Consider the following 24,177-nt stretch of genomic DNA (forward strand, 5'->3'; position numbering starts at 1 on the left):
CCTGTTTCCTATGTATAATAGGAATGAATAGTATTTACGTGTTACCTTGATTCCCTGGGAGTTGCCGCTCCTGGGGTTTCTGTTTCTTGGGAAATGATTCCTCTATTCCCTCTCCATCATTAAGTCCTTTGGCTACCGCGTAGGCTGCATCTTGATTATAAATAATTTCGCCTGCATACTCCCGGTTGCCAGAATGATCTATCTTGCTAATATCTCGTAACCGGTAGACTTGAAATACCCTTTCATCATCTATAAACTGTGACGATACTTTCCACTTGCTGTGCATATATTCCACCTCCTTTCACAACACTTCCAGCGCACCGACTAATAAAAACATCAAAGCCATTGCACTGATGAAGATCACTGTTGGCGCGATCCTTTTCATAATTTGCTTTATTTTTGAAGGACCAGCGTCAGTGTAATCGGCTAATTTGTCATAGTATCTCATTCGTTCTCCTTTCCTTGTGGCTTGTCCATACCGACCGGCATCAGCCGGTTTCATCTTTCTTCTCTTTATCTCTGTAGATACTGGAGGCGATTCGGCCCACATTATCAAGAATCTCCTGTTTTTCTTCCTCAGTTTTAACAAAACAATCATCGTGAGCGCGAATAAGTGTATTACCGATTTTCATTTCCATGATTTGCATATGTAACACCTCTCTTTCTCTTAAGCCTATGCGTTATTGGTTGTACTTGTTGCGTACTTGTAACTCTTCTCTCATAATCTTTACAGGTATACCGTCGACTTTGATCTGGGCAGCGGTTACGATACTTACAGGACTTGCACGATAATTTGAATTCTATATGTATCACCAATCCTTTCTCTTCTCCTTTTATCCAGCTATTAACCTGTTTTTCTATCCAGTTCACTCTCAAAGAGATAGTCGAACTTGCTATCAAAGAGCCTACATAATAGCTTTATTTCAAATGTAGTAAATTTCCCGGTTTTTTTCTTATTTTCATAAGATGTCCTTGAAATTCCTAAATGAGTTGCAACATCCTGATTTGTAAAAGCATTTCTGGCCTGTTCTGCTTCTAAGTTTCTAAACATTAAATCACCTCTCTTTATTTTTGTTTGCTAAATGCAAACTTTAATTATACTATAATTGCATATAGCAAACTTGTCAAGCCCCTATTCTTTAAAATGTTTTCAAAATGCAAACTTTTCTATTGACAAACAACTTTGCGAATTTTATAATCAACATAATGGAGGTATCCAAATGGAAAATAGTTTTAACGGAAATTTAAAAGAAGCTCGCACGTCTAGAAAAATGACTCAGAAGGATGTTGCAGAAAAAATAGGTGTTGCTAAATCCACTTATTCTTTATATGAAAGTGGTAATCGAGAACCCGGAGTTGCAATAATAAAAAAAATTGCAAAAGTACTAAATGTAAGCGCTGATGAACTACTGGGTACAAACGAAAAAGAGGATCCCCAAAATCAATCGTTTATTACGGAACCAGAGCAGAATCTTTTAGATAAATATAATTTCATAGATGATAAAGGTAGACATACGGTAGATACGGTTCTAGAAATGGAATATAATCGCTGCAATACTTCAGATATATCGAAATTAATAAAGAAAAAGTCAGCAGGAGATAAGTCACATCTAATGTCAAATGCTGCCCACGAACGTACAGATATAGAAGTGACCGAAGAAATGAAACAATATGATGATGCTTTCTTTGATGAATAAATCATATGTAACGAAAGATTAAAATAGCCAATGGCTTTTTAATAAAAAAATCTTACGAAAAGAGGATATGAGTATGGGAAAAGAAAAACCAACAACAAAAATTTGCAAGCACTGCAAAACAGAAATTCCTTATGGAGCAAAGGTATGCCCTCAATGCCGTAAAAAACAGGGGGGTTCAGGATGCCTAACTGCCATTATTGTCTTCTTTGCACTTGGCTTACTTGGCTCTTGCCTAGGAAGCAAAAGCAGTGAAACCTCTACTTCTGGAAAGAAAGATTCTGCAAAAACAGCAGTGGAAACAACAACGGAAGCCCCGAAAACATACACAGCATATAATGTTGATGATATGATGAGTGATCTTAAAGCAAATGCTCTCAATGCAAGTGAGAAATACAAAGATCAATATGTGGAAATCACCGGGAAACTTAGTGTAATTGATTCTAGCGGTAAATATATATCATTAAATCCCATAAATGATGATTTTGCTATCATTGGAGTTCAGTGCTACATTAAAAATGATGATCAGAAAAATAAGATAATGGGGATGTCAAAAGGCAATACAGTTACACTCAAAGGAAAGATAACAAGAGTTGGTGAAGTTTTAGGCTACTCGCTTGATATTGATGAAATAAATTAATATAGAATACAAAAACCGTCCAGCACTCGCAATGCTGAACGGCTTCACATAGATTTTGTCTTGCCGGATTTCCGGAAAGATATATCCATCTAGACAATGGAATTATATCATTTTCGGAAACAGCTTGCAATAGCTGTTATTTTTGTACCCAAAATTAAGTAAACTATACAAGGAGATGATATAATGCTTGACCCATCAGGAATCTATTACATGTACTTACGTAAATCCAGAGAGGATCGGGAAGCCGAAGCCCATGGTGAAGGTGAGACTCTGGCCAGACACGAAAAGCGCCTTAACGAACTGGCCGAACAATTAAAAATCACAATCTCCCACATCTACCGGGAGGTAGTATCTGGAGAAACCATCGCCGCCCGGCCAGAAATGATGCGTATGCTTTCCGACATTGAAAACGAGCAGCCTGATGGTGTATTAGTAGTGGAGCTGGAACGTCTCGCCCGTGGAGATACCAGAGATCAGGGTCTGATCATGGAAACCTTTAAATATGGAAACACCAAGATCATCACCCCCATGAAAACCTATGACCCCAATGATGAATTTGACGAAGAATACGCCGAATTCGGGCTTTTCATGAGCAGACGAGAATACAAAATCATCAACCGCCGTCTACAAAACGGCCGGCGTGCTTCCACCAAGGAAGGAAAATGGATTTCCAACGTGGCTCCTTACGGATATGAACGGGAAAAACTGCCCCACGAAAAAGGATTCACCCTGACTCCACAGCCTGAAGAAGCAAAGATCGTTCAGTTCGTATTCCAGCTATTCACCGAAGGAACACCGGAATCTGACGGACTCCCCCTGGGTCCCACTCAGATCGCCCACCTCCTCGACGACATGAAAGTTTCCCCCCGCAAATCCGATCACTGGGAAACCGGAGTAATCAAAGGCATCCTAAAAAATTACGTATATATCGGAAAACTGGAGGTCGGCAAGCGCAAGCAGCTTAAAGTCATAGAAAACGGAACAGTCAAACGCTCCCGCCCCATCAACAATGACTCAGAGATCTTCGATGCCATTCACCCTCCGATCATCGACGAACATGTTTTTTACGCCGCCAGAAAAAAGCTGGAAGCAAACTTCCGCCCCACCAATTTCTCCACAATTAAATCCACACTGGCCGGGCTTTTATACTGTAGCGAATGCCAGAAAGCAATGTACCGCCGCCCCGCAGGTGCAAGGAACCCCAATGATACCGTATTATGTAAAACACACGGCTGCCCTACCGTTGGCTCTTTCTACTATCTGGTAGAAGAACGCCTGCTACAGTTCCTCGAAAAAACACTAAAAGAATATAAGATCCGGATCCAGGGAGAAAACACCGGTGACTGGACCGAAGTCCTCGAACGTAAAAAAGCCGTTCTAACAGAATACAAAAATGAAACGGATATTCTAAACAAGCAGCTCGAATCCGTATACGATTACTTTGAGCAACAAGTCTACTCCCTCGACCTCTTCCGCAAACGATCCGGAGACTTAAACAAAAAGCTGGAAGACAATGAAAAACTAATAAAAACCATAGAACGGGAAATGGAAGAAATCAAAGAACGCATCATCAGAAAAGAACAGTTCATCCCCTATTTTGAAAACGTCCTGAAATCCTATTCAAAAACAGACGACCCCCTACGCAAAAACGCCCTGTTAAAACAAATCGTCGATCACATTTACTACACCAAAACAAAAAAAGGCACACGCCTTGGGAGCGGAGTTGACTCCTTCACCCTCGACGTATACCTAAAACTCCCTTTCCGCGACTTATAACGCCCATTACCGATACCTATTAAGCGCCAGTTCTTCCGTTCCAATATCTGTCAAAATTGCTTTCCCCTCTTTATAAGGCATAGCATAACGCTGGGAAAGATAACGCATGGAAGCGCCCATTTCTCCATCTGGTCCGCCAAATTTCAAAAACATATAATCAATAACCACTCCCTAAAAAAGGAAGAGAAGTGTTTTATCACTCCTCTTCCTTTTTTTCATACACTTTAATGCTTTCCTCATGCCTCAACGTATTGGGACCTAAGAATTTGCCAGTCTCCCAATGATTCTGAAATGTTTCGGGCTTTTGGTTCTCATCCTTTGCACTGGAGCTGCAATTATCCTTGTTTTTATTTTTCATATTTGATCACCTCAAAGATAGTATGGTAAAAACGGTCCCGATTATACATATTGGATCTCAGATTCAGCCCGTTTCTCATTTTTCCGCAATAAACCTGCTGAGCATTCATATAATATAAAAAACTTTCTTTCCTGAGGTTCTCATGCAGACAATCACCCAAAAAACGAAGACAGATGTAATGAAACATAACAATGTTCCTGTCCTTACTTATACTATCAACTATCCTTATTTTACATCAACCTGCAGCACTGCCGCGGCAAACTCCATTAATCAGTTCTATGAAATTCAGTCCCAGCAGTCGGAAAAATACTGCCGCGAGGTTTTATACCCTCAGGCTGTGGAAGATGCCATGTATGCAAAAGACAATGAATTTCCCTTTCATAGCTATGAATTCCTTTCCAATTATGTAATCACCTATAATGAGGATTGCTTTACAAGCCTCTATACTGACCAATATTCTTATTTGGGCGGGGCTCACGGAAATACGTTGAGGCAGTCCCAGACCTGGAACTTCAAGACAGGAAAGCAGATGCATATAACCGACTTTTTTCTAGACGTAAAAGATGTAAATGATATTTTTAAAGTAATTGAAAATGAGATTGTTATCCGCCAGAAAGAAAATCCGGGCATCTACTTTGATGATTATGCAAATCTGATCCGGGGAAATTTTGATATGAACGCATTTTACTTAAAGCCCTGCGGCGTGGTCATCTACTATCAGCAATACGATATCGCTCCATATGCCTCCGGAATTCCGGAATTTTTCTTTCCCTTTAAAAACTACACGGATGATACAGATTGCCAATCCACATCACAGTCATAGAAAAAATGCCGGTCATCATGATAACAGATGACCGGCATTTTTTTTGTTTTCTGTCTTAATATAGCCTGCCTGCCTCATCATCAGATCAAGAATTTTTTCAGCGGTCTTCTTTTTTTCCTCTTCTGGCAGGGTGTCAAACAAAACCATTTCTCCAGTAAACTCTATGTAATTTACAATCTTGATTGTTTTACTCATAATTTTATACCCCTTCCTGTAAAATGTATGTGACACAGATTGTACCTGTTTCCAGGTATCTTCTCTTTTAATTATCGGAAAGAAGGGAACTCATTGATTAAAAATGAGACAAAACCCATTGGGGCGGCTTATGTACGGGTTAGTACAAACGATCAGACCGAGCTCTCTCCAGCTGCACAGCTTCGGGAGATTAAAAATTCGGCCAATGCCGACGGTGTGCTGATTCCGGACGAATACATTTTTATAGAAGAAAAGGGAGTAAGCGGGCGCAGAGCTGATAACCGGAAAGAATTTCAGCGGATGATCTCTATTGCTAAATCCCATCCCTCCCCTTTTCAGTATCTGTATTTATGGAAATTCTCCCGCTTTGCACGTAATCAGGAAGAAAGCATGTTTTATAAAAGCGTACTTCGAAAAAAATGCGGCGTTTCGATAAAAAGTGTTTCTGAACCAATTATGGAAGGCATGTTTGGACGGCTGATCGAAAGCATTATTGAATGGTTTGATGAATATTATTCCATTAACTTATCTGGTGAGGTTACACGGGGAATGACGGAAAAAGCCCTGAGAAACGGGTATCAGGCCGCTCCATGCCTGGGATACCGTGCTGTAGGTGAGGGAAAGCCTTTTGTTATAGAAGAAAAGGAATATGAGGCCGTGGTATTGATACATCAGTCCTTTTTTAATGGAATGGATCTTACATCAATTGCCAGAGATGCCAATAGCCAGGGATATTGTACCAAACGGGGGAATCCGTTTGACAGAAGATCGGTAGAGCGGATATTAAAAAACAGATTCTATGAAGGCACAGTTACGTGGAATAACATCTCCTTTCAAGGCTCACACGAAACAAGAAATGAGGTCACCTCTGTCTTTCAAGCCAACCAGCAGCGACTGAAACAGGAATACAGGCCTCGGAACAGAAGAGAAGTTTCCTCATGCAGACATTGGGCCAGCGGACTTTTGGTCTGCGGTTACTGCGGCGCCAGCCTGGGATATAACTCGGGAGGAAAATCGGGTCATCAGTCCGGCTATTTTCAATGCTGGCGCTATACCAAAGGACTTCATAAGGAATCCTGCTGTATTTCTGACAAAAAAGCGGAGTCTCTCATTATTGAATCCTTACAGCAGGTCACCGTAAATGCAGAGAAACATAATGATTACATCAAACAACCAGATTCAGGACGATTATTAGAAAAGCAGCGGTTAGAATCCGCATTGGAAAAGCTTGGTACAAAGAAAAATAAACTAAAATCAGCATATGTAAATGGAATTGACACTCTGGAAGAATACCGTGCCGGAAAAGAACGCCTTATGAAAGTTGAATCAGAACTGGAAAGCAAAATAAAATCCATAGAAGCCTGGGAACGTCATGAACATACCAAAGCTAAGGATCCATGTAACGATAAAATCAGAGGTGTCTGCGACATATTAACAAATCAATCAGTTAGTAGCGAAGTGAAAGGAAAAGCGCTGCGCAGTGTGGTGAAAAAAATAGTTTATGATAAAAAGTCAGGGGAAATGAAGTTTATTTATTATATGCATTTACAATAGGGTCCGCCATACTGGCTCATAATGAAGGTAGCGATTTTAGGATTGGGCGTTTTAATATTTACAGGATACTGCAACCTCTTTTCATATCTCCACATTAGCCGCACACTCCTTCCCATGGCCATGGATCATTTACCCAGGTCCAGTAGTTTTCGTCCATAACTCCATCTGCCATCAGTGGACCACAATATTGCTCATAGGTTTGCATAGCCTGATTACGCATATTTACTACATAATAGTAATAATTCAAAGCATCTTGGTCACATGGGTGGGTATCAAGATACAGGACTACATCGTCCATTGCGAAACTGGCTTTAAATATCTGCATTAATAACATATCGCAATCAACAACATTATTACAATTATTTCCCATTACTTGCACCCCCCCATCAAAAATGGTTTAAATAAATCTGGGAAAATCGTTCCCATTTCAATTGCAGTATCTACAGAATAAAGTTCCTGCCATCTCTGCCACGGAACATAGGCCATACCTACCGGATACCGGTCAATACATTCCGCACCGGAACAATCAGCTGGCTTGGCACCAGCACACATACCGGGGGCTACTCCCATTGGGGGCATATTGGGTCTCATGTGACATGGAGGCATATCCGGATACATCATTGGACATGGGGGCATTTCCGGACATTTTGTTACTGCAGGAGAGACTCCCTGTGACGGACATTTTGCTGGTTTGGGAGGCATTTCCGGACATCTCATGCGGCAAGGGGGCATCTCTGGACATTTTGTTACTGCTGGAGAAACTCCCTGAGACGGACATTTTGCTGGTTTGGGAGGCATTTCTGGACATCTCATGCGACACGGGGGCATCTCTGGACATTTTGTTACTGCTGGAGAAACTCCCTGAGGTGGACATTTTACCGGCATTGGACATGGGGGCATTTCCGGACATTTCATTACTGCTGGCGATACTCCCTGTGACGGACATTTCATTGGCATTGGGCATGGGGGCATTTCCGGACATTTCATTACTGCTGGCGATACTCCCTGTGACGGACATTTCATTGGCATTGGGCATGGGGGCATTTCCGGACATTTCATTACTGCTGGCGATACTCCCTGTGACGGACATTTCATTGGCATCGGGCACGGAGGCATTTCCCGACATTTCATTACTGCTGGCGATACTCCCTGTGACGGACATTTCATTGGCATCGGGCACAGGGGCATTTCCCGACATTTCATTACTGCTGGCGATACTCCCTGTGACGGACATTTCATTGGCATTGGGCACGGGGGCATTTCCGGACATTTCATCACTGCCGGGGACACTCCCTGGTCCGGACATTTCATTGGCTTGGGGGGCATTTCCGGACATTTCATGGATCCAAAGTAAGAGGGACATCTGGATAAATCCTGTTGTCTCATTGGAATGGGTGCTGACGGGTTTTTTAAGTTCTTTGCCGGACCGGATCCCAGAGGCATATCTGGACGAATCACTGTACCCGGACATACGGACATATCAAGTTCCATAGGCGAAGACCAGTCGGAACACCGTTGTTTCGTATTACCATCCATAGGATGTTTGACTCCTTTCATACTTGAAAAGTTTCTAATATCAATCTATGAATGGAATACTCTGTTGTGCAGGATTAGAAGATATTTTTCCGTTTATTTCAAAAGAAGATCCATGACATGGACATTCCCATCTCTTATCGTATCGGTTCCAGACCAGACGGCAGCCCAAATGAGGACAGTTGACAGCGCCTTTTAATACTCCGCCGGAAAGTCCCTTTACGGACTTAAGTCCATGGGAAACCAGAGTGCCGGCTCCCGCTCTTATATGATGCCTTCTGGGTGTAAATACCTCATCAAATGGTGTTTTCTTTCCCAGAATCTGCATGCTTAACATCTTAGCTGCAACCATGGACGTACTCATACCCCATTTGCCGAATCCTGTTGCCACATACCAGTCAGGTTTGAAGACAGAGTAAGTGCCGATATAAGGAATTCCGTCCAGCGTCATACAATCCTGTGCAGACCATTTACCAATCTCCTGTGCACCTGGAAACAGATGCTTTGCTGTCTGCTTCATAACTACATACGGGTTCTCTTTGGGAATGCTTCCCGTTCTGTGGCTTCCATATCCCATAAGCAGCTTGTCTCCTGCATTTCTGAAAGAATAGGCTTTGGAATCCACGCCCAGATACATTCCGTCAATGGAGGGAACGCCATCAAACTCTGTGACATAACTTTTTTCCTGATACATCTTTGCAAAATAGAATCCGGGAATATTGATAAATGGATAATGGGTTGCAAATACTACCTTCTCCGCTTTAATTACTCCCCGGTCCGTGATAACCTCATGCCCCTCTACTTTTAACACTCTGGTCCTTTCATAAATTGTCAGACCAGTGGAGATGTCTCTTAAAAATTCCAGAGGGTGAAACTGTGCCTGGCCGGAAAACCGGACTGCTCCGAAAATGGGAAAAGGAAGTTTAATCTCCCGCTCAAAAGAGGCCGGAAGACCAAGTCTTTTGGCACATTCTGCTTCTTTTAAAAGCTTTTCCGATTCCTGTACAGAATAAAGATAAGCATCTTTTTCTTCATAATGGCACCGGATCCCATATCGTCTGATCAGCTTTCCATATTCCTCTACTGCCAGCTGATTGGCTCTTCCGTACAGTCTGGCCGTATCCTCTCCTACGGATTTCGCCAGTTTATTATAGATTAAATTATGCTGGGACGTAATTTTTGCAGTGGTATATCCGGACTGACCGCTTCCGATCCGGTCTGCTTCCAATACCACCACATGAACACCGTGCCGCTGTAAATAAAAGGCAGTCAGTATTCCTGCCATTCCTGCCCCAATCACTACCACCTCTGTCCGCCTGTTTCCAGGAAGAGGGTTTCTACCCGGAATCCGGACTGTTTCTGTCCATATTGAATTCATTTATTTTCACCTCTGCTGTTTGTCTTTTTCGACGCTGTATTAATATGCATATTTCCTATTATTCTCACTTTTAACAGAAGTAATGCCTTTTTTACCGTTTCCAATTATTTCTTGCTTTCCTCTCTTTTCTATACTAAAATAAGAACAGACAACCAAGAACAGGAGGCAATCCCAATGCACTGGTTTCAAAAAAAAGAGAATCTTATTTCTGACGATAAACAGATAAGAGAAACCGAACAAGGCAGTGATTCTTCGGTTAAACTGGAACGTGATGCCTGCTTACATCATCTTACCCACGCACTCAGTTCCAATGAACGGGGCGTTGTTTTAAAACTATACATAGAGAATTTTAAGCAGCTCAATCAATTACTTGGTTACGAATACTGTGAAAATCTGCTGAGTCAGATCCTTGCCTATTTAAAGGAATCATGCGGAAACAATGTCTATCATTATATTGGTGTGGAATATATGATCTTTTTGGATCATTATACCCAGGGACAGGCCATGAATCTTGCAGATGAAATCGCCCAGAGATTTGACCATGCCTGGAAGATTGGCAGCACGGACTGCATCTGTTCTGTACAGATGGGGCTTTGTGCCTATCCCGGTCATGCTGAAACCACGGAACAGATGTTAAAATGCCTGGATCTGGCGGTGACCAGAGCGGGTGAGGGCGGCCCCAATCAGGCAGTCATGTTTGACAGTACTTTACAAAATCAGCTTAGGCGGCGGCAGACCATCGCCCTTTATTTAAAGACGGCTCTGGAAAAAGATGAAGTGGAGATTCTTTACCGTCCTTCCTATTGTGTTGAAACAGGGACATTTTTAAGAGCCGAATTATCCATGCGCATATTTATAAAAGGCCTGGGGTTAATGGGAGCTGGAGAATTCATGACTGTGGCAGAGGATTCCGGGCAGATCCGTGCATTGCTTTATTATGCTCTGGAAAAGGTCTGCCAGTGCATCAGACAGGCACTAGATGATGGCTGTGAATTCGAATCCATAGCACTTCCTGTTTCTCCTGTGCTATTTTTGCAGGAGGACTTTATTGACGAAGTTGCACGGGTTATGAAGGCATATGAGGTTCCACAGGGTAAGCTTGCACTGGAACTGAAAGAAAGTGCGCTGACTATGGGATATTTAAACTTTAACATCATTCTTCAAAAGCTTTCAGATATGGGAGTGGAACTGATACTCAATGAATTCGGCTCTGGTTATTCCAGTGTCTCTGCCAGCCTGGATCTTCCCGTTCACACTGTAAAGTTGGAACGGCTCTTTATCTGGCAGCTTGAGACCAATGAAAAATCCAGGTACATCATACAAGGTTTAATTTCCATGGCAAAGGATCTTCACCTGTCCATAATCGCAGAAGGCGTAGAAACAGAAAATCAGGTGTCCGTTTTAACAGAAGCAGGCTGCGGCTATCAGCAGGGATTTTATTATTCTACTCCCTTAAAGCAGGAGAATCTGTTGAAAATTTTAGGAAAGAACCGGGATGAATCCGCTTCCTATCTGTCTGAGGATTAAAAAATATGGGATGAAAAAAGCGCTTTCGGCTAAAAACCGAAAACGCTTTTCTATCTTCTTAATTACTTACAATTGTCCTGACCTTGATCTCGTCGGACTTTTTTACTTCCTGGGACTTCTTGTAAAAGTAGCGTATGATATCCTTACGGGTTACTAACCCGATGAAATTCTTCTGATCATCCACCACCGGTACAAAATTCTGGTTCAAAGCCATATCAACCAGGTCTTCCATTGTGGAATCTGCAAAAACGGGGCGGTTATCCGATCTTCTGTCAATGGCGGCTACCGTCACATTCTCCGCTTCCTTCAGACTTAAATTGAATTTATTCTTTATTCCCCAGAGCATGTCCCCTTCTGTTATTGTTCCAACATATTTGCCGTTCCTGTTAATGACAGGTATGGCGGAGTACTTATGATACTCCATCTTCTCCAGCGCCTGACGCAGAGAATCATCTTCATAAATATAAGCCACTTCATTCTTAGGTGTTAAAAAAAACAATATGTTCATAGCCACACTCCCCGTTTGATGTACGGACTAAGTATAGCAGATGAGTCTTAATCACGTATGAACAAATTATTATTTTTTTATAACTTTTTCCTAATATTTCCTGAGCCTGATTATTGCATATGGTCAAGAGGATCAATGGCTTTGTCTTCATGGGTCACTTCAAAGAATAGGTTGGCGCCTTCTACGGAATAATACTTTGTGGGTTCTGCAATATAACCCAGCACCTGGCCTTCCTTCACATATTCATTTGCTTTTACCTTCAGTTCTTTTAACTGACCGCAAACAGCCGTATACTTGTTGCCCATGTTTAAAACAACGTAGTTACCAATTTCTTCATTGGAACCGATTTCCTGTACTTTTGCATTGGCGGGTGCGACTACCGGAGTGCTCACATCTCCCTGAATTACCACGCCTGGATTGCATTTATACTGATCCAGGGTTGGGAAGTAGATGGTCTTATCCATACTGTAGTCCAAAATAACATTTCCGCGTACCGGCCAGGTCATTCTGGTGGAGTCGTTAAAATTAAGTACCAGTGACTTGGCGGCATTTTTGTCTGTTGCGGCTTTTGCTGCCTGTGTTTCTTTTTCGGCTGTGGCTTTGGCTGAATCAACAGCCTTCATTTCCTCTTCCGCATTTTTTGTTGCATTTGAATCTCCTGCAACAGCTACCTGCGTATTCTGGGGGACTGATTCTTCAACAATCATGTTGCTCTGATCCGGTACTTTCAGATAAGGGCTGTTTTCTCCACCATTTCCTCTTTGAACGGTAATGACTCCTGCTGCAGCTACTATAGTCAGCAGGCCTAGAACCAACAGGACAAGGAATACTTTATCCTTGAACAATTGACTTATTTTCTCCTTCACGTTTATCACCTCGATAATATTCTTACCAAGAGTGAAAGAGTTATTCAGATTTCAAAACAATATTTTTATAAAAATAAGCAAGAATTTTTTCTGCCGTCCATCCTTCCTCACTTTTGCATTTTGCACCGTACTGGCTAAAGCCATATCCATGTCCGATCCCCCGGCAGACAGCTCTCACACCGCCCTCATAATCCTCAAATTCAAAGGAAGGCGATGGCAGGGAAAGTGCATACTGAACCTGATCTCCTGTGAGGGTATGGGTACCGATCTGAATCTGTACCACGTAACCGGAATCATCCCGCTGAACAATCTGAATGCTTTGGGGGATCTGATCTGCCGTTACAGAACCATCGCCTGAGATCTTGTTGATCTTATCCGCAAAGTCATCTTTGCTGAACTGAAGAATTGTTAAAAAACCCTCTGCCTCCACATCCTTTTTGCATTCCACCGGCTGTAAGTATGGGTGGTTTGAATCTCCCGCTCTTGTCATTCCGTTGCTGGCACGATGAAACAACGGTTCAATTAAATTATCGTTACAGGTGATCACTGTACCTGTGGTAGAGCGTACCGCATCTTCAATTGCCTGATAGCTGGTGACAAAAGCCTCGCTTCCCCACATCTTTTCCATCTGCTTCTGCTCTAAATAATCCATATGGAGCTCCGATTCCTTTACTTCTTTCTGACCATTCATTTTACCATAAATATAGGTCCGGGCGATGATTGCCTGGGCCCGGAGCGCTTCTTTCCCGTAATCTGCCGGCATCTGCTTTGCTACCACTCCGGGAAGATATTCCTCCACATCCATGGAGGTTTCCCCGCCTTTTCTGTCTAAGATCACACGTTTTCCACTGAGTGTAATGGGCATATCTTTTTTCTCCTCAATTTTTCCGGTCCACGCCAGAGTTATAATATATGGAAACAAAAATGCCAGTATACATGCCATTAAAATCTTCTTCCCCATCTTCCCGCCGCCTTTCTTTCAGTCTGAACCCTTGTTCAATATATGCGAAAAAGCGCCCCGGAATCACTTCCGGAACGCTTTTTCAAAAACCTTCATATGGATCAGAGTTCTACATTTACCTTTTCCAAATGCCAGATGTCTCTGACATATTCAAGAATGGTACGGTCTGATGTAAATTTACCGCTGTTTGCTACATTTAAAATGGCAGCTTTCGCCCACCATGATTCATCTGCGTACGCCTGATCGATCCGCTTTTGTGCCTCCCCATAAGAAGGAAGATCCTTTAAAATAAAATACGTATCGGCCCTGTCACTGCTCAAGGTGTTAAGCAGGGAATTATAAATATCACGGAACAGCTCCGGATCCTGTGGGGAATAATAGCCATTAATCAGCTGCATCAAAACTCTGCGGATCTCATAATTATTGTTGAAAATCTCCATGGGATCGTATCCGCCTTCCCGCTCATAACGGATTACCTCATCGGATGTCAGGCCGAAAATAAATGCATTCTCTGCTCCCACTTCCTCTACGATCTCCACATTGGCACCATCCATGGTTCCAAGAGTCAGGGCACCGTTTAACATGAATTTCATATTTCCGGTTCCGGAAGCTTCCTTGCTGGCAGTGGATATCTGTTCACTGACATCTGCCGCAGCGAAAATGATTTCTGCATTAGACACTTTGTAGTCTTCAATAAATACAACTTTTATTTTACCGCCGATGCTTCTGTCGTTGTTTATCACCTCTGCCACAGAATTGATCAGCTTGATGGTAAGCTTCGCCCTGCGGTAACCAGCAGCAGCCTTGGCTCCGAAAATAAAGGTCCGTGGAACCATATCCAGATTAGGATTATCCTTCAGCTGGTTATACAGATACATTACATGAAGAATATTCATCAGCTGCCGTTTATACTCGTGAAGACGTTTTACCTGCACATCAAATATGGATCTGGGATCTACCTCTATGCCGTTATGTTCCTTAATATATCTTGCCAGCCGGACCTTGTTCTGGTATTTGATATCCATAAACTCCTGCTGACATTTGGGATCATCTGCGTAAACAGCCAGGCGGTGAATATGAGGCAGATTGGTAATCCATTCATTTCCGATTTTCTTCGTCACCCACTCAGATAAAAGAGGATTTCCATGTAAGAGAAAACGTCTCTGGGTGATGCCATTGGTTTTATTATTGAATTTTTCCGGCATCATCTCATAGAAATCTTTCAGCTCCTGATTCTTTAAAATCTCCGTATGAAGTCTGGCTACACCGTTAACGGAAAAGCCACCAACAATGGCAAGATTGGCCATTCGTACCTGACCGTCATAAACAATGGCCATTTTACGTACCTTATCCTGGTTTCCCGGATACATCTGGCTGATCTTCTGCTGAAAACGGCGGTTGATTTCTTCCACAATCTGATAAATTCTTGGAAGGAGTCTGGAAAACAGCTCAATGGGCCATTTTTCCAGCGCCTCTGACATAATGGTGTGGTTGGTATAGGCACAGGTTTTGGTAGTAATCTCCCATGCCTCATCCCAGCTCAATCCGTAGTCATCAAGTAGAATCCGCATCAGCTCCGGTACCGCCACTGTGGGGTGGGTATCGTTTAGCTGAAATACGTTCTTCTCGTAGAATTTATGGATATCATCATGGTTTTCCATATATTTTTTGACTGCTCTCTGCACGCTGGCAGAGATAAAGAAGTACTGCTGCTTTAAGCGCAGCTCCTTGCCTGCATAGTGGTTGTCATTGGGATAGAGGACTTCAACAATGGTTTTCGCCAGGTTCTCCTGCTCCACTGCCTTTTGGTAGTCCCCCTTGTCAAAGGAATCCAGGCTGAAGGTGTTAATGGCCTGGGCATCCCAGATACGCAGAGTATTTACTACGTTATTGCCATATCCTATGATGGGCATGTCGTAAGGAACCGCCAGGACGGACTGATAGCCCTCCTGAACAAACTGCTCCTTACCATTTTCCCGTACCACCTTTACATATCCCCCGAATTTAACTTCAGTAGCATATTCTGCCCTGCGGATCTCAAAGGGATATCCGTTTTTCAGCCAGTCATCCGGGATTTCCACCTGGTAACCGTTCTCGATTTTCTGTTTGAACATGCCGTAACGATATCGGATTCCGCAGCCGTAAGCCGGATATCCCAGTGTTGCCAGTGAATCAAGAAAGCATGCCGCAAGCCGGCCAAGCCCTCCGTTTCCAAGAGCCGGATCCGGCTCCTGGTCTTCAATTGCATTTAAGTCAAACCCAAGTTCCTCTAACACTTCCTTTACATCCGACTGTGCCATGAAACTTATGATGCTGTTGCCAAGAGCACGGCCCATTAAAAACTCCATGGACAGGTAATACAGGGTTTTTACATCCTGCTTTTCGTACTCTTTGTGGGTTGCGATCCATTCATCTATGATCACATCTTTTACTGCATAGGCGACTGCCTGGTACATCTGCTCTTTGGTTGCCTCATCTACTGTTTTACGAAACACGTTCTTCATATTAAACAAGACACTTTTTTTAAAGGTTTCCTTATCAAATCCCATGCTCATTCCACAAGACCTCCTGACTGTTTACTGGATCTTCTCCACGCCTAAGGTTACATTCTCGCCATTAATATTCCATTCCTTTACATAACCTGCAGCTTCATTTAATATGATATCGTCTGCAAGGACCTCGTTCTTAACGTCATTTTCATGAGCCTTTAAAATACTCTCGATTTTTTCATTGTCTTTGCTGTATACCCGGATGTGGTCTACCACCTCAAAACCAGCTTCTTTCCGCATCGTCTGGATCTTACTGATCAACTCACGTACAAATCCTTCTGCTAAAAGCTCCGGAGTTAAATTGGTATCCAGAACAACGGTAATGCCGTTGTCTCCCTCTGATACATATCCTTCCATCTGGGCGGTATCAATGAGTAAATCTTCTTTTGTAAGCACTACTTCCGTTCCATCAAAATCAAAGGTAAGAGCACCTTTTTCATTGAGGGTATCCATAGCCTCATTGCCGTTTATCTCTGTAAGCGCATTTTTAATGCTGCCTAACTGCTTGCCGTACTTTGGACCAACAGTCTTTAACTGTGGTTTAAAGCTGTAAGAAGTGAAGTCTCTTACATCATCTTTAAATACAACTGTTTTCACATTCAGCTCTTCTTCAATAATCTCCTGATAGAAGACAGGAAGTGTATGAGGCGCCTTTACAAACATCTGGCCAATCGGCTGACGATTTTTGATATTTGCAGTATTTCTGGCTGCACGGCCCAGAACTACAATTTTTAAAACCTCATCCATATTATCTTCCAGCTGTTTGTCGATGAAGTTTTCATTAGCTGCCGGATAATCGCATAAGTGAATACTTTCCGGAGCGGAACTGTCCACACTGCAAACCAGATTCTGATAAATCTGTTCTGTCATAAATGGAATAAGAGGAGCAGCAATCTTGCTCACGTCAACCAGGGCGGTATAAAGGGTCATATAGGCATTGATCTTATCCTGCTCCATACCCTTTGCCCAGAAACGCTCTCTGCTTCTGCGTACATACCAGTTACTCATATCATCCACAAATTCCTGCAGTGCTCTTGCTGATTCCGGAATCTGGTAATTGCCAAGGTAAGAATCTACCTGTTTGATTAAGGTATTTAACTTGGATAAAAGCCATTTATCCATAACCGGCAGCTTCTCATAATCCAGTTTGTATTTGGTAGGGTCAAATTCATCAATATTCCCGTAGAGCACAAAGAATGCATAGGTGTTCCACAAAGTTCCCATGAATTTACGCTGTCCTTCCATAACTGCTTTACCATGGAACCGGTTTGGAAGCCATGGTGCACTGTTTACATAGAAATACCAGCGGATTGCATCGGCTCCATAGGTCTCCAGTGCATCAAACGGATCTACCGCATTGCCCTTGGATTTACTCATCTTCTGACCGTTTTCATCCTGAACATGGCCAAGTACGATTACATTTTTATATGGTGCCTGATTGAAAATCAGGGTTGAGATGGCAAGAAGGGAGTAAAACCATCCTCTTGTCTGATCCACTGCTTCTGAAATGAAGTCTGCAGGGAACTGTTTCTCAAATAAATCCTTATTCTCAAATGGATAATGATGCTGTGCAAATGGCATGGAACCGGAATCGAACCAACAGTCAATTACCTCTGGCACACGCTTCATCTGCTTGCCGCACTGAGGACAGGTAATGGTAACCCCATCGATATATGGACGGTGAAGCTCGATCTCATCCGGGCAGTTGTCAGACATGCTCTTTAATTCCTCGATGCTGCCGATGGAATGCTGATGTCCGCACTCACATTCCCATACATTTAAAGGAGTTCCCCAATAACGGTTTCTGCTGACACCCCAGTCCTGAACATTCTCCAGCCAGTCACCGAAACGGCCTTTTCCAATGCTCTCAGGGATCCAGTTAATGGTATTGTTATTGCGGATTAAATCGTCTTTTACCGCTGTCATCTTAATAAACCAGGATTCTCTTGCATAGTAGATAAGAGGAGTGTCACATCTCCAGCAGTGTGGGTAGCTGTGCTCAAATACCGGAGCGTCAAATAAAAGACCTCTCTCTTCCAAATCTGTTAAAATAAGCGGATCCGCTTTCTTACAGAACGTGCCAGCCCATTTGGTTTCTTCTGTCATCTCTCCTGCACCATTTACCAGCTGCACGAAAGGAAGATCGTATTTTCTTCCAACCTTGGAATCGTCCTCACCGAAGGCAGGTGCAATATGAACCACACCGGTACCATCTGTTAAGGTAACGTAATTGTCACAGGTAACATAGAACGCCTTTTTGTTTGGTTTTACAAAATCAAAGAGCGGCTCATATTCCTTAAATTCCAGATCTTTACCTGTAAATTTCTCTAATACCTGAAACTCTTCTCCCAGTACCTTTTCACAGAGTGCCTCTGCCATATAATAGGTATAGTCACCGCTTTGTACCTTTACATAGGTCTCAGACGGATTCACACAAAGTCCCACGTTGGAAGGCAGGGTCCATGGAGTTGTGGTCCATGCAAGGATAAATGCATCCTCGTTTTTCACCTTAAATCTTACAATTGCAGAGCGCTCTTTTACATCTTTATAGCCCTGGGCAACCTCATGGCTGGATAAAGGAGTTCCACAGCGGGGGCAATAGGGAACGATCTTAAAGCCTTTATATAAAAGCCCTTTTTCCCAGATCTGTTTTAAAGCCCACCATTCAGATTCAATGAAATTATTATCATAGGTAACATAGGGATCGTCCATATCTGCCCAGAAACCCACAGTCTTTGAAAAATCTTCCCACATTCCTTTGTACTGCCATACACTTTCCTTGCAGTATTTGATAAATGGTTCCAGACCGTATTCCTCAATCTGCTCCTTGCCATCAAGTCCCAGCTTCTTCTCAACCTCAAGCTCTACCGGCAGTCCGTGAGTATCCCAGCCAGCTTTACGGGGAACGTCATATCCTTTCATGGTCCGGTATCTGGGGATCATATCCTTAATAACCCTGGTTAAAACGTGACCGATGTGGGGCTTTCCATTGGCAGTAGGCGGGCCATCATAGAAGGTATAAGTTTCTGCGTCCTTCCGGTTATCCATACTCTTCTGAAACACGTCATGTTCTTCCCAAAACTTTTCAATTTCCTTTTCTCTCTCCACAAAGTTTAAATCTGTAGGGACTTTTCTGTACATCTTTATAACCTCCATTATAATTTTTAATCAAAAAAACCTCCATCCTGTAATCAGGACGAAGGCTGCATTCATTCTTCGTTATACCACCTAATACCGCATACTGACATATGCTATTCTTTAACGCAGAAACTACGTCCTGACCTACTAAATGTATTCAGCCGGCAACTCCGGAGTGATGTTCGAATCCATAATACTCTCACCAGGTTTCCACCCTCCCCGGCTCTCTGTAGATTTCACACGGTTCTACTGTCTCCATCAAAGTCTTTCTATGTCTACTAATTATAGGGAGCGAAAAAAGAAATGTCAAGGTTATTTTTGTATTCAGCTGCTGCAGCTTAACAAAAAGGAGGGCATCCCCTCCCTTTTGCATCCTGCATTATGAAATTACCAGTAAAAATGCCGCTGCAGTGATACCGCATATGAAAAGATTTCCTGCATAGCAGAAATGAAACGCAGTCAGTACCAGACAGCCTGCATTGGCCAAGATCAGAATCAATCTTGCTTTTCTTCTGTAGTGTACCACTTCTTTCTCATCCAGTCTTTTATTCTCATTATCTGCCGGACTCTTAAAAAATATAACTGCATCAGACAGGACCAGTGCACCCCACCAGAGAACCTGATCGATTTGAGCGTTTGACAGAAAAAGAATTATGGCTATATAGCAACAGGAAAATATGTAACACCCCATTTTAGTCTTCGCATGATAACCGCCTGCATTTCTTCTAAGCGGTATAAGAACACACCCAATAACAATTAATTGCGGCACCATCTGAAAGCAGGCAGCAATGCATAAATAGGAAATACAATGGATGAGTTTTAAAACCAGACACTCTATTCCAAACTGATACAGATCTGCCTCTTTTTCGTTGATAATTTCATTGGATACCAGTTTTTCTACAACTGTTTCTTCCCATCTTATCATCTGGATTTTCATCCTAGAATTTTCTTAATTTTTTCGCGTTATCCGGTAATTTAGGCTGATAGCCGATAAAAAAGCAGGAACTGTTTACCTCTGTTTTTGCTGAATTTAAAATGGCTTTTGATGCAATTTTTAATGTTACTTTCTTTAATTCGGATTTCATAGGAATGCCTTCTTTCTACTTTTAATTTTTATTACTATATGACTTATTATCCTGTATTATACGGTTAATTGAACCATTACAGGATTTTATACATGAATCACCTTTAAATCCGGTGATACGTTAAGGTGGGCTTCTGTTGCATTCTGGACATCTTCCACAGTCAGACCCGGAGCAATTTCCTTTAACATAAGCCCCTTGTCCGGAACCACATCAATCACAGCCATATCAGTGACAATGGTCTTTACTACATTTACCGCAGTCAGAGGAAGCTTACATTTCTTCAGTATTTTCGGAGCCCCCTCTTTGCTTACATGCTCCATGGCTAAAATCACCTTTTTCGCTCCAACCACCAGGTCCATGGCGCCTCCCATTCCAGGTACTTTTTTGCCTGGAATCATCCAATTGGCCACGTTACCTTTTTCATCAACCTCCAGTGCCCCAAGGACTGTAACATCCACGTGGCCTCCGCGGATAATGCAAAATGAAAACGAACTGTCAAAATAGCTGGCCCCCTTTACGGTTGTTACGTAGTTTCCTCCTGCATCGATGCAGTCCAGAGTTTTATCCTCCTGATCTGCATTGGGGCCCACACCCAATATTCCATTTTCGGCCTGCAGCATAATATGTACATCGTCTGGTATGTAGTTTGCTACCATTGTCGGCATTCCCACTCCAAGGTTCACAACATCTCCGTCTTTTAGTTCTTTTGCAATTCTCCTTACAATCGATTCTCTTTTATTCATAATTTACTGGCCCACCTTTACAATATTATCTATAAAAATTCCGGGAACAGTTACATCATTGGGATCAATTTCCCCTGCTTTTACGTATTCATCCACCTCCGCCACCACATAATCCGCGGCAGTGGCCATAACAACATTAAAGTTGCGGGAGGAGCCGTTGATAATCAGATTTCCTGTCTCATCTGCCTTTTGGGCTTTAATAAATGCCACATTTGCCTTGAGCGGCATTTCAAGCAGATAATTTTTCTCTTCGATCTCTATTTTCCTCTTTCCTTCTTCTACAACTGTACCCAGCCCCACTGGTGTCAAAACTCCTCCCAGACCAGCTCCGCCTGCACGTATTTTTTCAGCAAGGGTCCCCTGGGGAAACAGCTGGACTTTGGCTTCTCCAGTCATAAGAAGTCTTCCGGTTTCCGGATTTGAGCCAATGTAGGAGGCAAAGATCCGCTTCACTCTTCCGCTTTTTATCAGTTGATAGATGGAAAGCTCCGTTGTTCCGGTATCATTGGATATAATGGCCAGGTCACTGGCTGTACTGGTATTTAAAAGTGCATTTACCAGTTTTTCAGGATGACCTCCTGCCAGAAATCCCCCGATCATAATGGCATCTCCATCTTTGACTTTTTTCACCGCTTCCCCGGCTGATATTAATTTGTTCATATAAAATGGCCTCCTTTTTTATTCACTTAGGTAATCATGGATCACGCGTCCATAAGGTAAGGTTAAATCTGACACGATATGCGTTCCGCCCATGCAGGCTTTTACAGGCAGATCTGCCACCGGCGCATTCACATGGGGAACTAAATGAAGTCTTGCAGGTCCGGACCATGCCTCCTTTATCTGAATATCTTCCAGATTGTAACCCACCAGCTGGGCAATCTTTGGACTTCCGTCTGCATCCGGAATCAGTTTTAAATTAACCTGCATTTTCCCAAGGTTCTTAGCAACTGCTTTTTTATCGAGAGTATGATATTTAAAAGGCATGGTTCCCATTGCCACAAGAATATTATTGTAAATCAAGGTACCGGTTAATGTCTCGGTATCTTCAACTCTAAGGTGGGGCTGTCCCCACTTCTTTGGAAATCCCCAGATTTCACGTCCTGCAAGAATGGCAGGACCATTATTTAAATACATTTGTGCTGTAAAATTACAGGCTTCTCCATGGTATGTACATGGAATTACAATTCCGCTTTCTTCGTAGGTTCCAAGACCTGAGGAATCTGGCATCTTGATCCATTCATACAAAACAAGATTGCTTCCATCCGGTTCCAGCGGTTCCGGAACCGCCTCTTTAATCAGATCCGGGTCTGATTCATAGCTGACTGTAAAATATTCCCTGTTTACAAAACGGCACGGAGGGCGTCCATAGCTGGCGCTTGCTGCAGGCATGGACTGCAGGGAGATAATTGTTTCTGATTTCATAAACATGTTCCTTTCTATGTAAAAGTTGTTTATAAGTTAGCATTTTCAACCAGCATGGCAATTCCCATTCCTCCGCCGATACATAATGATGCCACACCGTAACGGGCAGATCTGCGCACCATTTCATGCACCAGAGTAACCAGTATCCGGGCACCGCTTGCTCCAAGAGGGTGTCCGATTGCAATTGCCCCGCCGTTGACATTTACCTTTGACATGTCAACTCCAAGTTCCTTTGTTACTGCCACTGACTGTGCCGCAAATGCCTCATTTAACTCCAGTAAATCGATATCATGAATCGTTAATCCCTGTTTTTTCAAAAGTGTAGAAACTGCCTTTACCGGTCCGATGCCCATATATGCAGGGTCAACACCTACCAGCGAATAACCTTTGATATAAGCCATTGGTTTTAAATCATACTCTCTGCATTTATCTTCGGAAGCCACAAGCATGGCTGCTGCACCATCACTGATTGGGGAAGCATTTCCGGCTGTGACTGTCCCGTCGGTTTTAAATACAGTTCTTAATCCAGAAAGCTTTTCTAATGTGGTATCAGCTTTGATATGTTCATCTTCTGAGAAGCAGATTTCTTCTTTCTTCTTTTTTACCGTTATTGGGACAATCTGATTATCAAAGATCTTTGCTCCTCTTGCTATTGCTGCCTTCATATGGCTGTTATAGGAAAACTCATCCTGTTCTTTCCTGGTTACCTTATATTTTTCTGCAACATTTTCTGCTGTAATTCCCATATGATAATGATTTATGGCACAGGTAAGAGCATCGGTAACCAGACTGTCTACCAGTTCTCCATTTCCCAATCGGTAACCGTTTCTTGCTTTTTTCAAAAGATAAGGTGCATTTGACATGCTTTCCATTCCACCAGCCAGAATAATATTGTTTTGTTCCGCCAGTATTGAATCATAAGCCAGCGCAACTGTATGCAGCCCGGAGCCGCAGACCGTATTTACGGTGGAGGCAGGAATTTCAACTGGAATACCTGCATTTACTGCAGCCTGTCTGGCAGGGCTTTGACCAATTCCTGCCTGAAGCACATTTCCCAGATATACTGCATCAATAAGTGAATTTTCTAATTTACTTTGTTCCAGGCAGGACTGAATGACCGCGGTTCCCAGTTCTGATGCATTTAAGGTTGAAAGAGTACCGTTAAAGGAACCAACAGCAGTTCTTACGGGGCTTATTAAAGCTATTTTTTTCATTTTATTTGCTTGTATGATAATTAGGAAGTTAATTATCACACGTTCCTTTCTTTTTAATATCGTGGTTATAATACATTCAGATACTGTGGACTTTTGATTTTTTCCTGTAGCTTTGACTACTCAACTGGAGTGTATTGCCGCTACCTTTATCTGAATTGTTTATATGCTGGATGTACCGGAGCACTTTGTTCCAATGAGTACTTATTTCAATCA

Annotated in this window: 27 protein-coding genes and 2 pseudogenes; 7 read left to right on the forward strand and 22 right to left on the reverse strand. The window is 42.6% G+C overall.

The features are described 5' to 3' along the window. Nucleotides 1-34: 34 nt before the first annotated feature. From ACOAOT_RS14315 to ACOAOT_RS14330, 4 genes are all read right to left on the reverse strand, one after another. Nucleotides 35-286 (reverse strand): hypothetical protein, encoded by a 252-nt coding sequence (locus ACOAOT_RS14315; protein WP_420217613.1) that lies wholly within the window; start codon nt 284-286, stop codon nt 35-37. Nucleotides 287-301: 15 nt separating this feature from the next. Continuing rightward, nucleotides 302-448, reverse strand: a complete 147-nt coding sequence (locus ACOAOT_RS14320; RefSeq protein ID WP_420217614.1) for a hypothetical protein — start codon at nt 446-448, stop codon at nt 302-304. A gap of 40 nt (nt 449-488) precedes the next feature. Continuing rightward, complete coding sequence (locus tag ACOAOT_RS14325; protein WP_166432511.1) at nt 489-647, reverse strand: hypothetical protein; 159 nt, start codon at nt 645-647, stop codon at nt 489-491. Nucleotides 648-844: 197 nt separating this feature from the next. After that, nucleotides 845-1,051: a hypothetical protein gene (locus tag ACOAOT_RS14330; RefSeq protein ID WP_420217615.1), complete on the reverse strand. Its 207-nt coding sequence runs from the start codon at nt 1,049-1,051 to the stop codon at nt 845-847. Between the two features lie 169 nt (nt 1,052-1,220). Here ACOAOT_RS14330 and ACOAOT_RS14335 point away from each other — a divergent pair, with 169 nt between their 5' ends. The 3 genes from ACOAOT_RS14335 (at nt 1,221) to ACOAOT_RS25235 (ending at nt 4,110) form a co-directional block, all read left to right on the forward strand. Then, nucleotides 1,221-1,697: a helix-turn-helix domain-containing protein gene (locus tag ACOAOT_RS14335; protein WP_420217616.1), complete on the forward strand. Its 477-nt coding sequence runs from the start codon at nt 1,221-1,223 to the stop codon at nt 1,695-1,697. A 73-nt stretch (nt 1,698-1,770) separates the two neighbouring features. Next, nucleotides 1,771-2,334 (forward strand): OB-fold protein, encoded by a 564-nt coding sequence (locus ACOAOT_RS14340; protein WP_349669874.1) that lies wholly within the window; start codon nt 1,771-1,773, stop codon nt 2,332-2,334. Between the two features lie 183 nt (nt 2,335-2,517). After that, on the forward strand, nt 2,518-4,110 hold the full coding sequence (locus ACOAOT_RS25235; protein ID WP_491711670.1) for a recombinase family protein: 1,593 nt from the start codon (nt 2,518-2,520) through the stop codon (nt 4,108-4,110). A gap of 24 nt (nt 4,111-4,134) precedes the next feature. On the opposite strand, the pseudogene ACOAOT_RS14355 reads toward ACOAOT_RS25235, so the two are convergent. Both ACOAOT_RS14355 and ACOAOT_RS14360 read right to left on the reverse strand, forming a co-directional pair. Beyond that, nucleotides 4,135-4,254, reverse strand: a pseudogene (locus ACOAOT_RS14355) (manganese catalase family protein); the annotation flags it as partial. Nucleotides 4,255-4,306: 52 nt separating this feature from the next. Beyond that, nucleotides 4,307-4,468 (reverse strand): hypothetical protein, encoded by a 162-nt coding sequence (locus ACOAOT_RS14360; RefSeq protein WP_420217617.1) that lies wholly within the window; start codon nt 4,466-4,468, stop codon nt 4,307-4,309. A gap of 142 nt (nt 4,469-4,610) precedes the next feature. On the opposite strand from ACOAOT_RS14360, the gene ACOAOT_RS14365 reads away from it, so the two are divergent. Further along, entirely contained in the window at nt 4,611-5,291 is a 681-nt protein-coding gene (locus tag ACOAOT_RS14365) for a DUF3298 and DUF4163 domain-containing protein (protein WP_420217618.1), read from the forward strand. Nucleotides 5,292-5,306: 15 nt separating this feature from the next. On the opposite strand, the gene ACOAOT_RS14370 is transcribed toward ACOAOT_RS14365, so the two are convergent. Beyond that, nucleotides 5,307-5,486: a hypothetical protein gene (locus tag ACOAOT_RS14370; RefSeq protein ID WP_420217619.1), complete on the reverse strand. Its 180-nt coding sequence runs from the start codon at nt 5,484-5,486 to the stop codon at nt 5,307-5,309. Between the two features lie 96 nt (nt 5,487-5,582). On the opposite strand from ACOAOT_RS14370, the gene ACOAOT_RS14375 reads away from it, so the two are divergent. Beyond that, on the forward strand, nt 5,583-7,040 hold the full coding sequence (locus tag ACOAOT_RS14375) for a recombinase family protein (protein ID WP_420219430.1): 1,458 nt from the start codon (nt 5,583-5,585) through the stop codon (nt 7,038-7,040). Here the strand turns inward: ACOAOT_RS14375 and ACOAOT_RS14380 are convergent. From ACOAOT_RS14380 to ACOAOT_RS14390, 3 genes and pseudogenes are all read right to left on the reverse strand, one after another. Next, nucleotides 7,040-7,135 (reverse strand): annotated as a pseudogene (locus ACOAOT_RS14380) (manganese catalase family protein); the annotation flags it as partial. The gene ACOAOT_RS14375 and the pseudogene ACOAOT_RS14380 overlap by 1 nt on opposite strands. Next, a complete protein-coding gene (locus ACOAOT_RS14385; RefSeq protein ID WP_349673049.1) occupies nt 7,135-7,410 on the reverse strand; it encodes a spore coat protein CotJB in 276 nt (91 codons plus the stop codon). The pseudogene ACOAOT_RS14380 and the gene ACOAOT_RS14385, both read right to left, overlap by 1 nt. Beyond that, nucleotides 7,410-7,619, reverse strand: coding sequence for a spore coat associated protein CotJA (locus ACOAOT_RS14390; protein WP_420217620.1), 210 nt, complete (start codon nt 7,617-7,619; stop codon nt 7,410-7,412). Before ACOAOT_RS14390 ends, ACOAOT_RS14385 begins: the two co-directional genes overlap by 1 nt. A 92-nt stretch (nt 7,620-7,711) precedes the next feature. Here ACOAOT_RS14390 and ACOAOT_RS14395 point away from each other — a divergent pair, with 92 nt between their 5' ends. Then, on the forward strand, nt 7,712-8,533 hold the full coding sequence (locus ACOAOT_RS14395) for a hypothetical protein (RefSeq protein WP_420217621.1): 822 nt from the start codon (nt 7,712-7,714) through the stop codon (nt 8,531-8,533). Between the two features lie 83 nt (nt 8,534-8,616). Here the strand turns inward: ACOAOT_RS14395 and ACOAOT_RS14400 are convergent, their stop codons facing one another. Next, nucleotides 8,617-9,951: an FAD-dependent oxidoreductase gene (locus tag ACOAOT_RS14400; protein ID WP_420217622.1), complete on the reverse strand. Its 1,335-nt coding sequence runs from the start codon at nt 9,949-9,951 to the stop codon at nt 8,617-8,619. Between the two features lie 174 nt (nt 9,952-10,125). Between ACOAOT_RS14400 and ACOAOT_RS14405 the strand changes: the two genes are divergently transcribed. Then, a complete protein-coding gene (locus ACOAOT_RS14405; protein ID WP_420217623.1) occupies nt 10,126-11,478 on the forward strand; it encodes an EAL domain-containing protein in 1,353 nt (450 codons plus the stop codon). 58 nt (nt 11,479-11,536) lie between these two features. Here ACOAOT_RS14405 and ACOAOT_RS14410 read toward each other — a convergent pair whose 3' ends face one another. The 11 genes from ACOAOT_RS14410 to ACOAOT_RS14460 all read right to left on the reverse strand — a co-directional run bounded on the left by ACOAOT_RS14410 (nt 11,537) and on the right by ACOAOT_RS14460 (nt 23,964). Further along, nucleotides 11,537-11,986 (reverse strand): CBS domain-containing protein, encoded by a 450-nt coding sequence (locus ACOAOT_RS14410; RefSeq protein ID WP_104436368.1) that lies wholly within the window; start codon nt 11,984-11,986, stop codon nt 11,537-11,539. A gap of 110 nt (nt 11,987-12,096) precedes the next feature. After that, nucleotides 12,097-12,852, reverse strand: coding sequence for a peptidoglycan DD-metalloendopeptidase family protein (locus tag ACOAOT_RS14415; protein WP_420217624.1), 756 nt, complete (start codon nt 12,850-12,852; stop codon nt 12,097-12,099). Nucleotides 12,853-12,892: 40 nt separating this feature from the next. Beyond that, nucleotides 12,893-13,813 carry a SpoIID/LytB domain-containing protein gene (locus ACOAOT_RS14420; RefSeq protein ID WP_420217625.1) on the reverse strand — a complete coding sequence of 307 codons (921 nt, stop codon included), beginning with the start codon at nt 13,811-13,813 and terminating at the stop codon, nt 12,893-12,895. Between the two features lie 101 nt (nt 13,814-13,914). Next, nucleotides 13,915-16,368, reverse strand: a complete 2,454-nt coding sequence (locus tag ACOAOT_RS14425) for a glycogen/starch/alpha-glucan phosphorylase (protein ID WP_420217626.1) — start codon at nt 16,366-16,368, stop codon at nt 13,915-13,917. A 21-nt stretch (nt 16,369-16,389) separates the two neighbouring features. Then, a complete protein-coding gene (gene ileS / locus ACOAOT_RS14430) occupies nt 16,390-19,503 on the reverse strand; it encodes an isoleucine--tRNA ligase (protein WP_420217627.1) in 3,114 nt (1,037 codons plus the stop codon). A 376-nt stretch (nt 19,504-19,879) separates the two neighbouring features. Beyond that, nucleotides 19,880-20,425 (reverse strand): accessory gene regulator ArgB-like protein, encoded by a 546-nt coding sequence (locus ACOAOT_RS14435; protein WP_420217628.1) that lies wholly within the window; start codon nt 20,423-20,425, stop codon nt 19,880-19,882. A gap of 13 nt (nt 20,426-20,438) precedes the next feature. Next, entirely contained in the window at nt 20,439-20,585 is a 147-nt protein-coding gene (locus tag ACOAOT_RS14440; RefSeq protein WP_104436374.1) for a cyclic lactone autoinducer peptide, read from the reverse strand. Between the two features lie 86 nt (nt 20,586-20,671). Continuing rightward, complete coding sequence (locus tag ACOAOT_RS14445) at nt 20,672-21,328, reverse strand: 3-oxoacid CoA-transferase subunit B (protein WP_420217629.1); 657 nt, start codon at nt 21,326-21,328, stop codon at nt 20,672-20,674. 3 nt (nt 21,329-21,331) lie between these two features. Beyond that, nucleotides 21,332-21,988 (reverse strand): CoA transferase subunit A, encoded by a 657-nt coding sequence (locus ACOAOT_RS14450; RefSeq protein ID WP_420217630.1) that lies wholly within the window; start codon nt 21,986-21,988, stop codon nt 21,332-21,334. Nucleotides 21,989-22,006: 18 nt separating this feature from the next. After that, complete coding sequence (locus ACOAOT_RS14455; protein WP_420217631.1) at nt 22,007-22,750, reverse strand: acetoacetate decarboxylase; 744 nt, start codon at nt 22,748-22,750, stop codon at nt 22,007-22,009. Nucleotides 22,751-22,779: 29 nt separating this feature from the next. Next, the gene (locus ACOAOT_RS14460) at nt 22,780-23,964 is read right to left on the reverse strand and encodes an acetyl-CoA C-acetyltransferase (protein WP_420217632.1); all 1,185 of its coding nucleotides are present in this window, start codon (nt 23,962-23,964) and stop codon (nt 22,780-22,782) included. Nucleotides 23,965-24,177: the final 213 nt, after the last annotated feature.

The sequence above is a fragment of the Lacrimispora struthionigena genome (genome assembly GCF_048627165.1).
Classification (GTDB): domain Bacteria; phylum Bacillota; class Clostridia; order Lachnospirales; family Lachnospiraceae; genus Lacrimispora.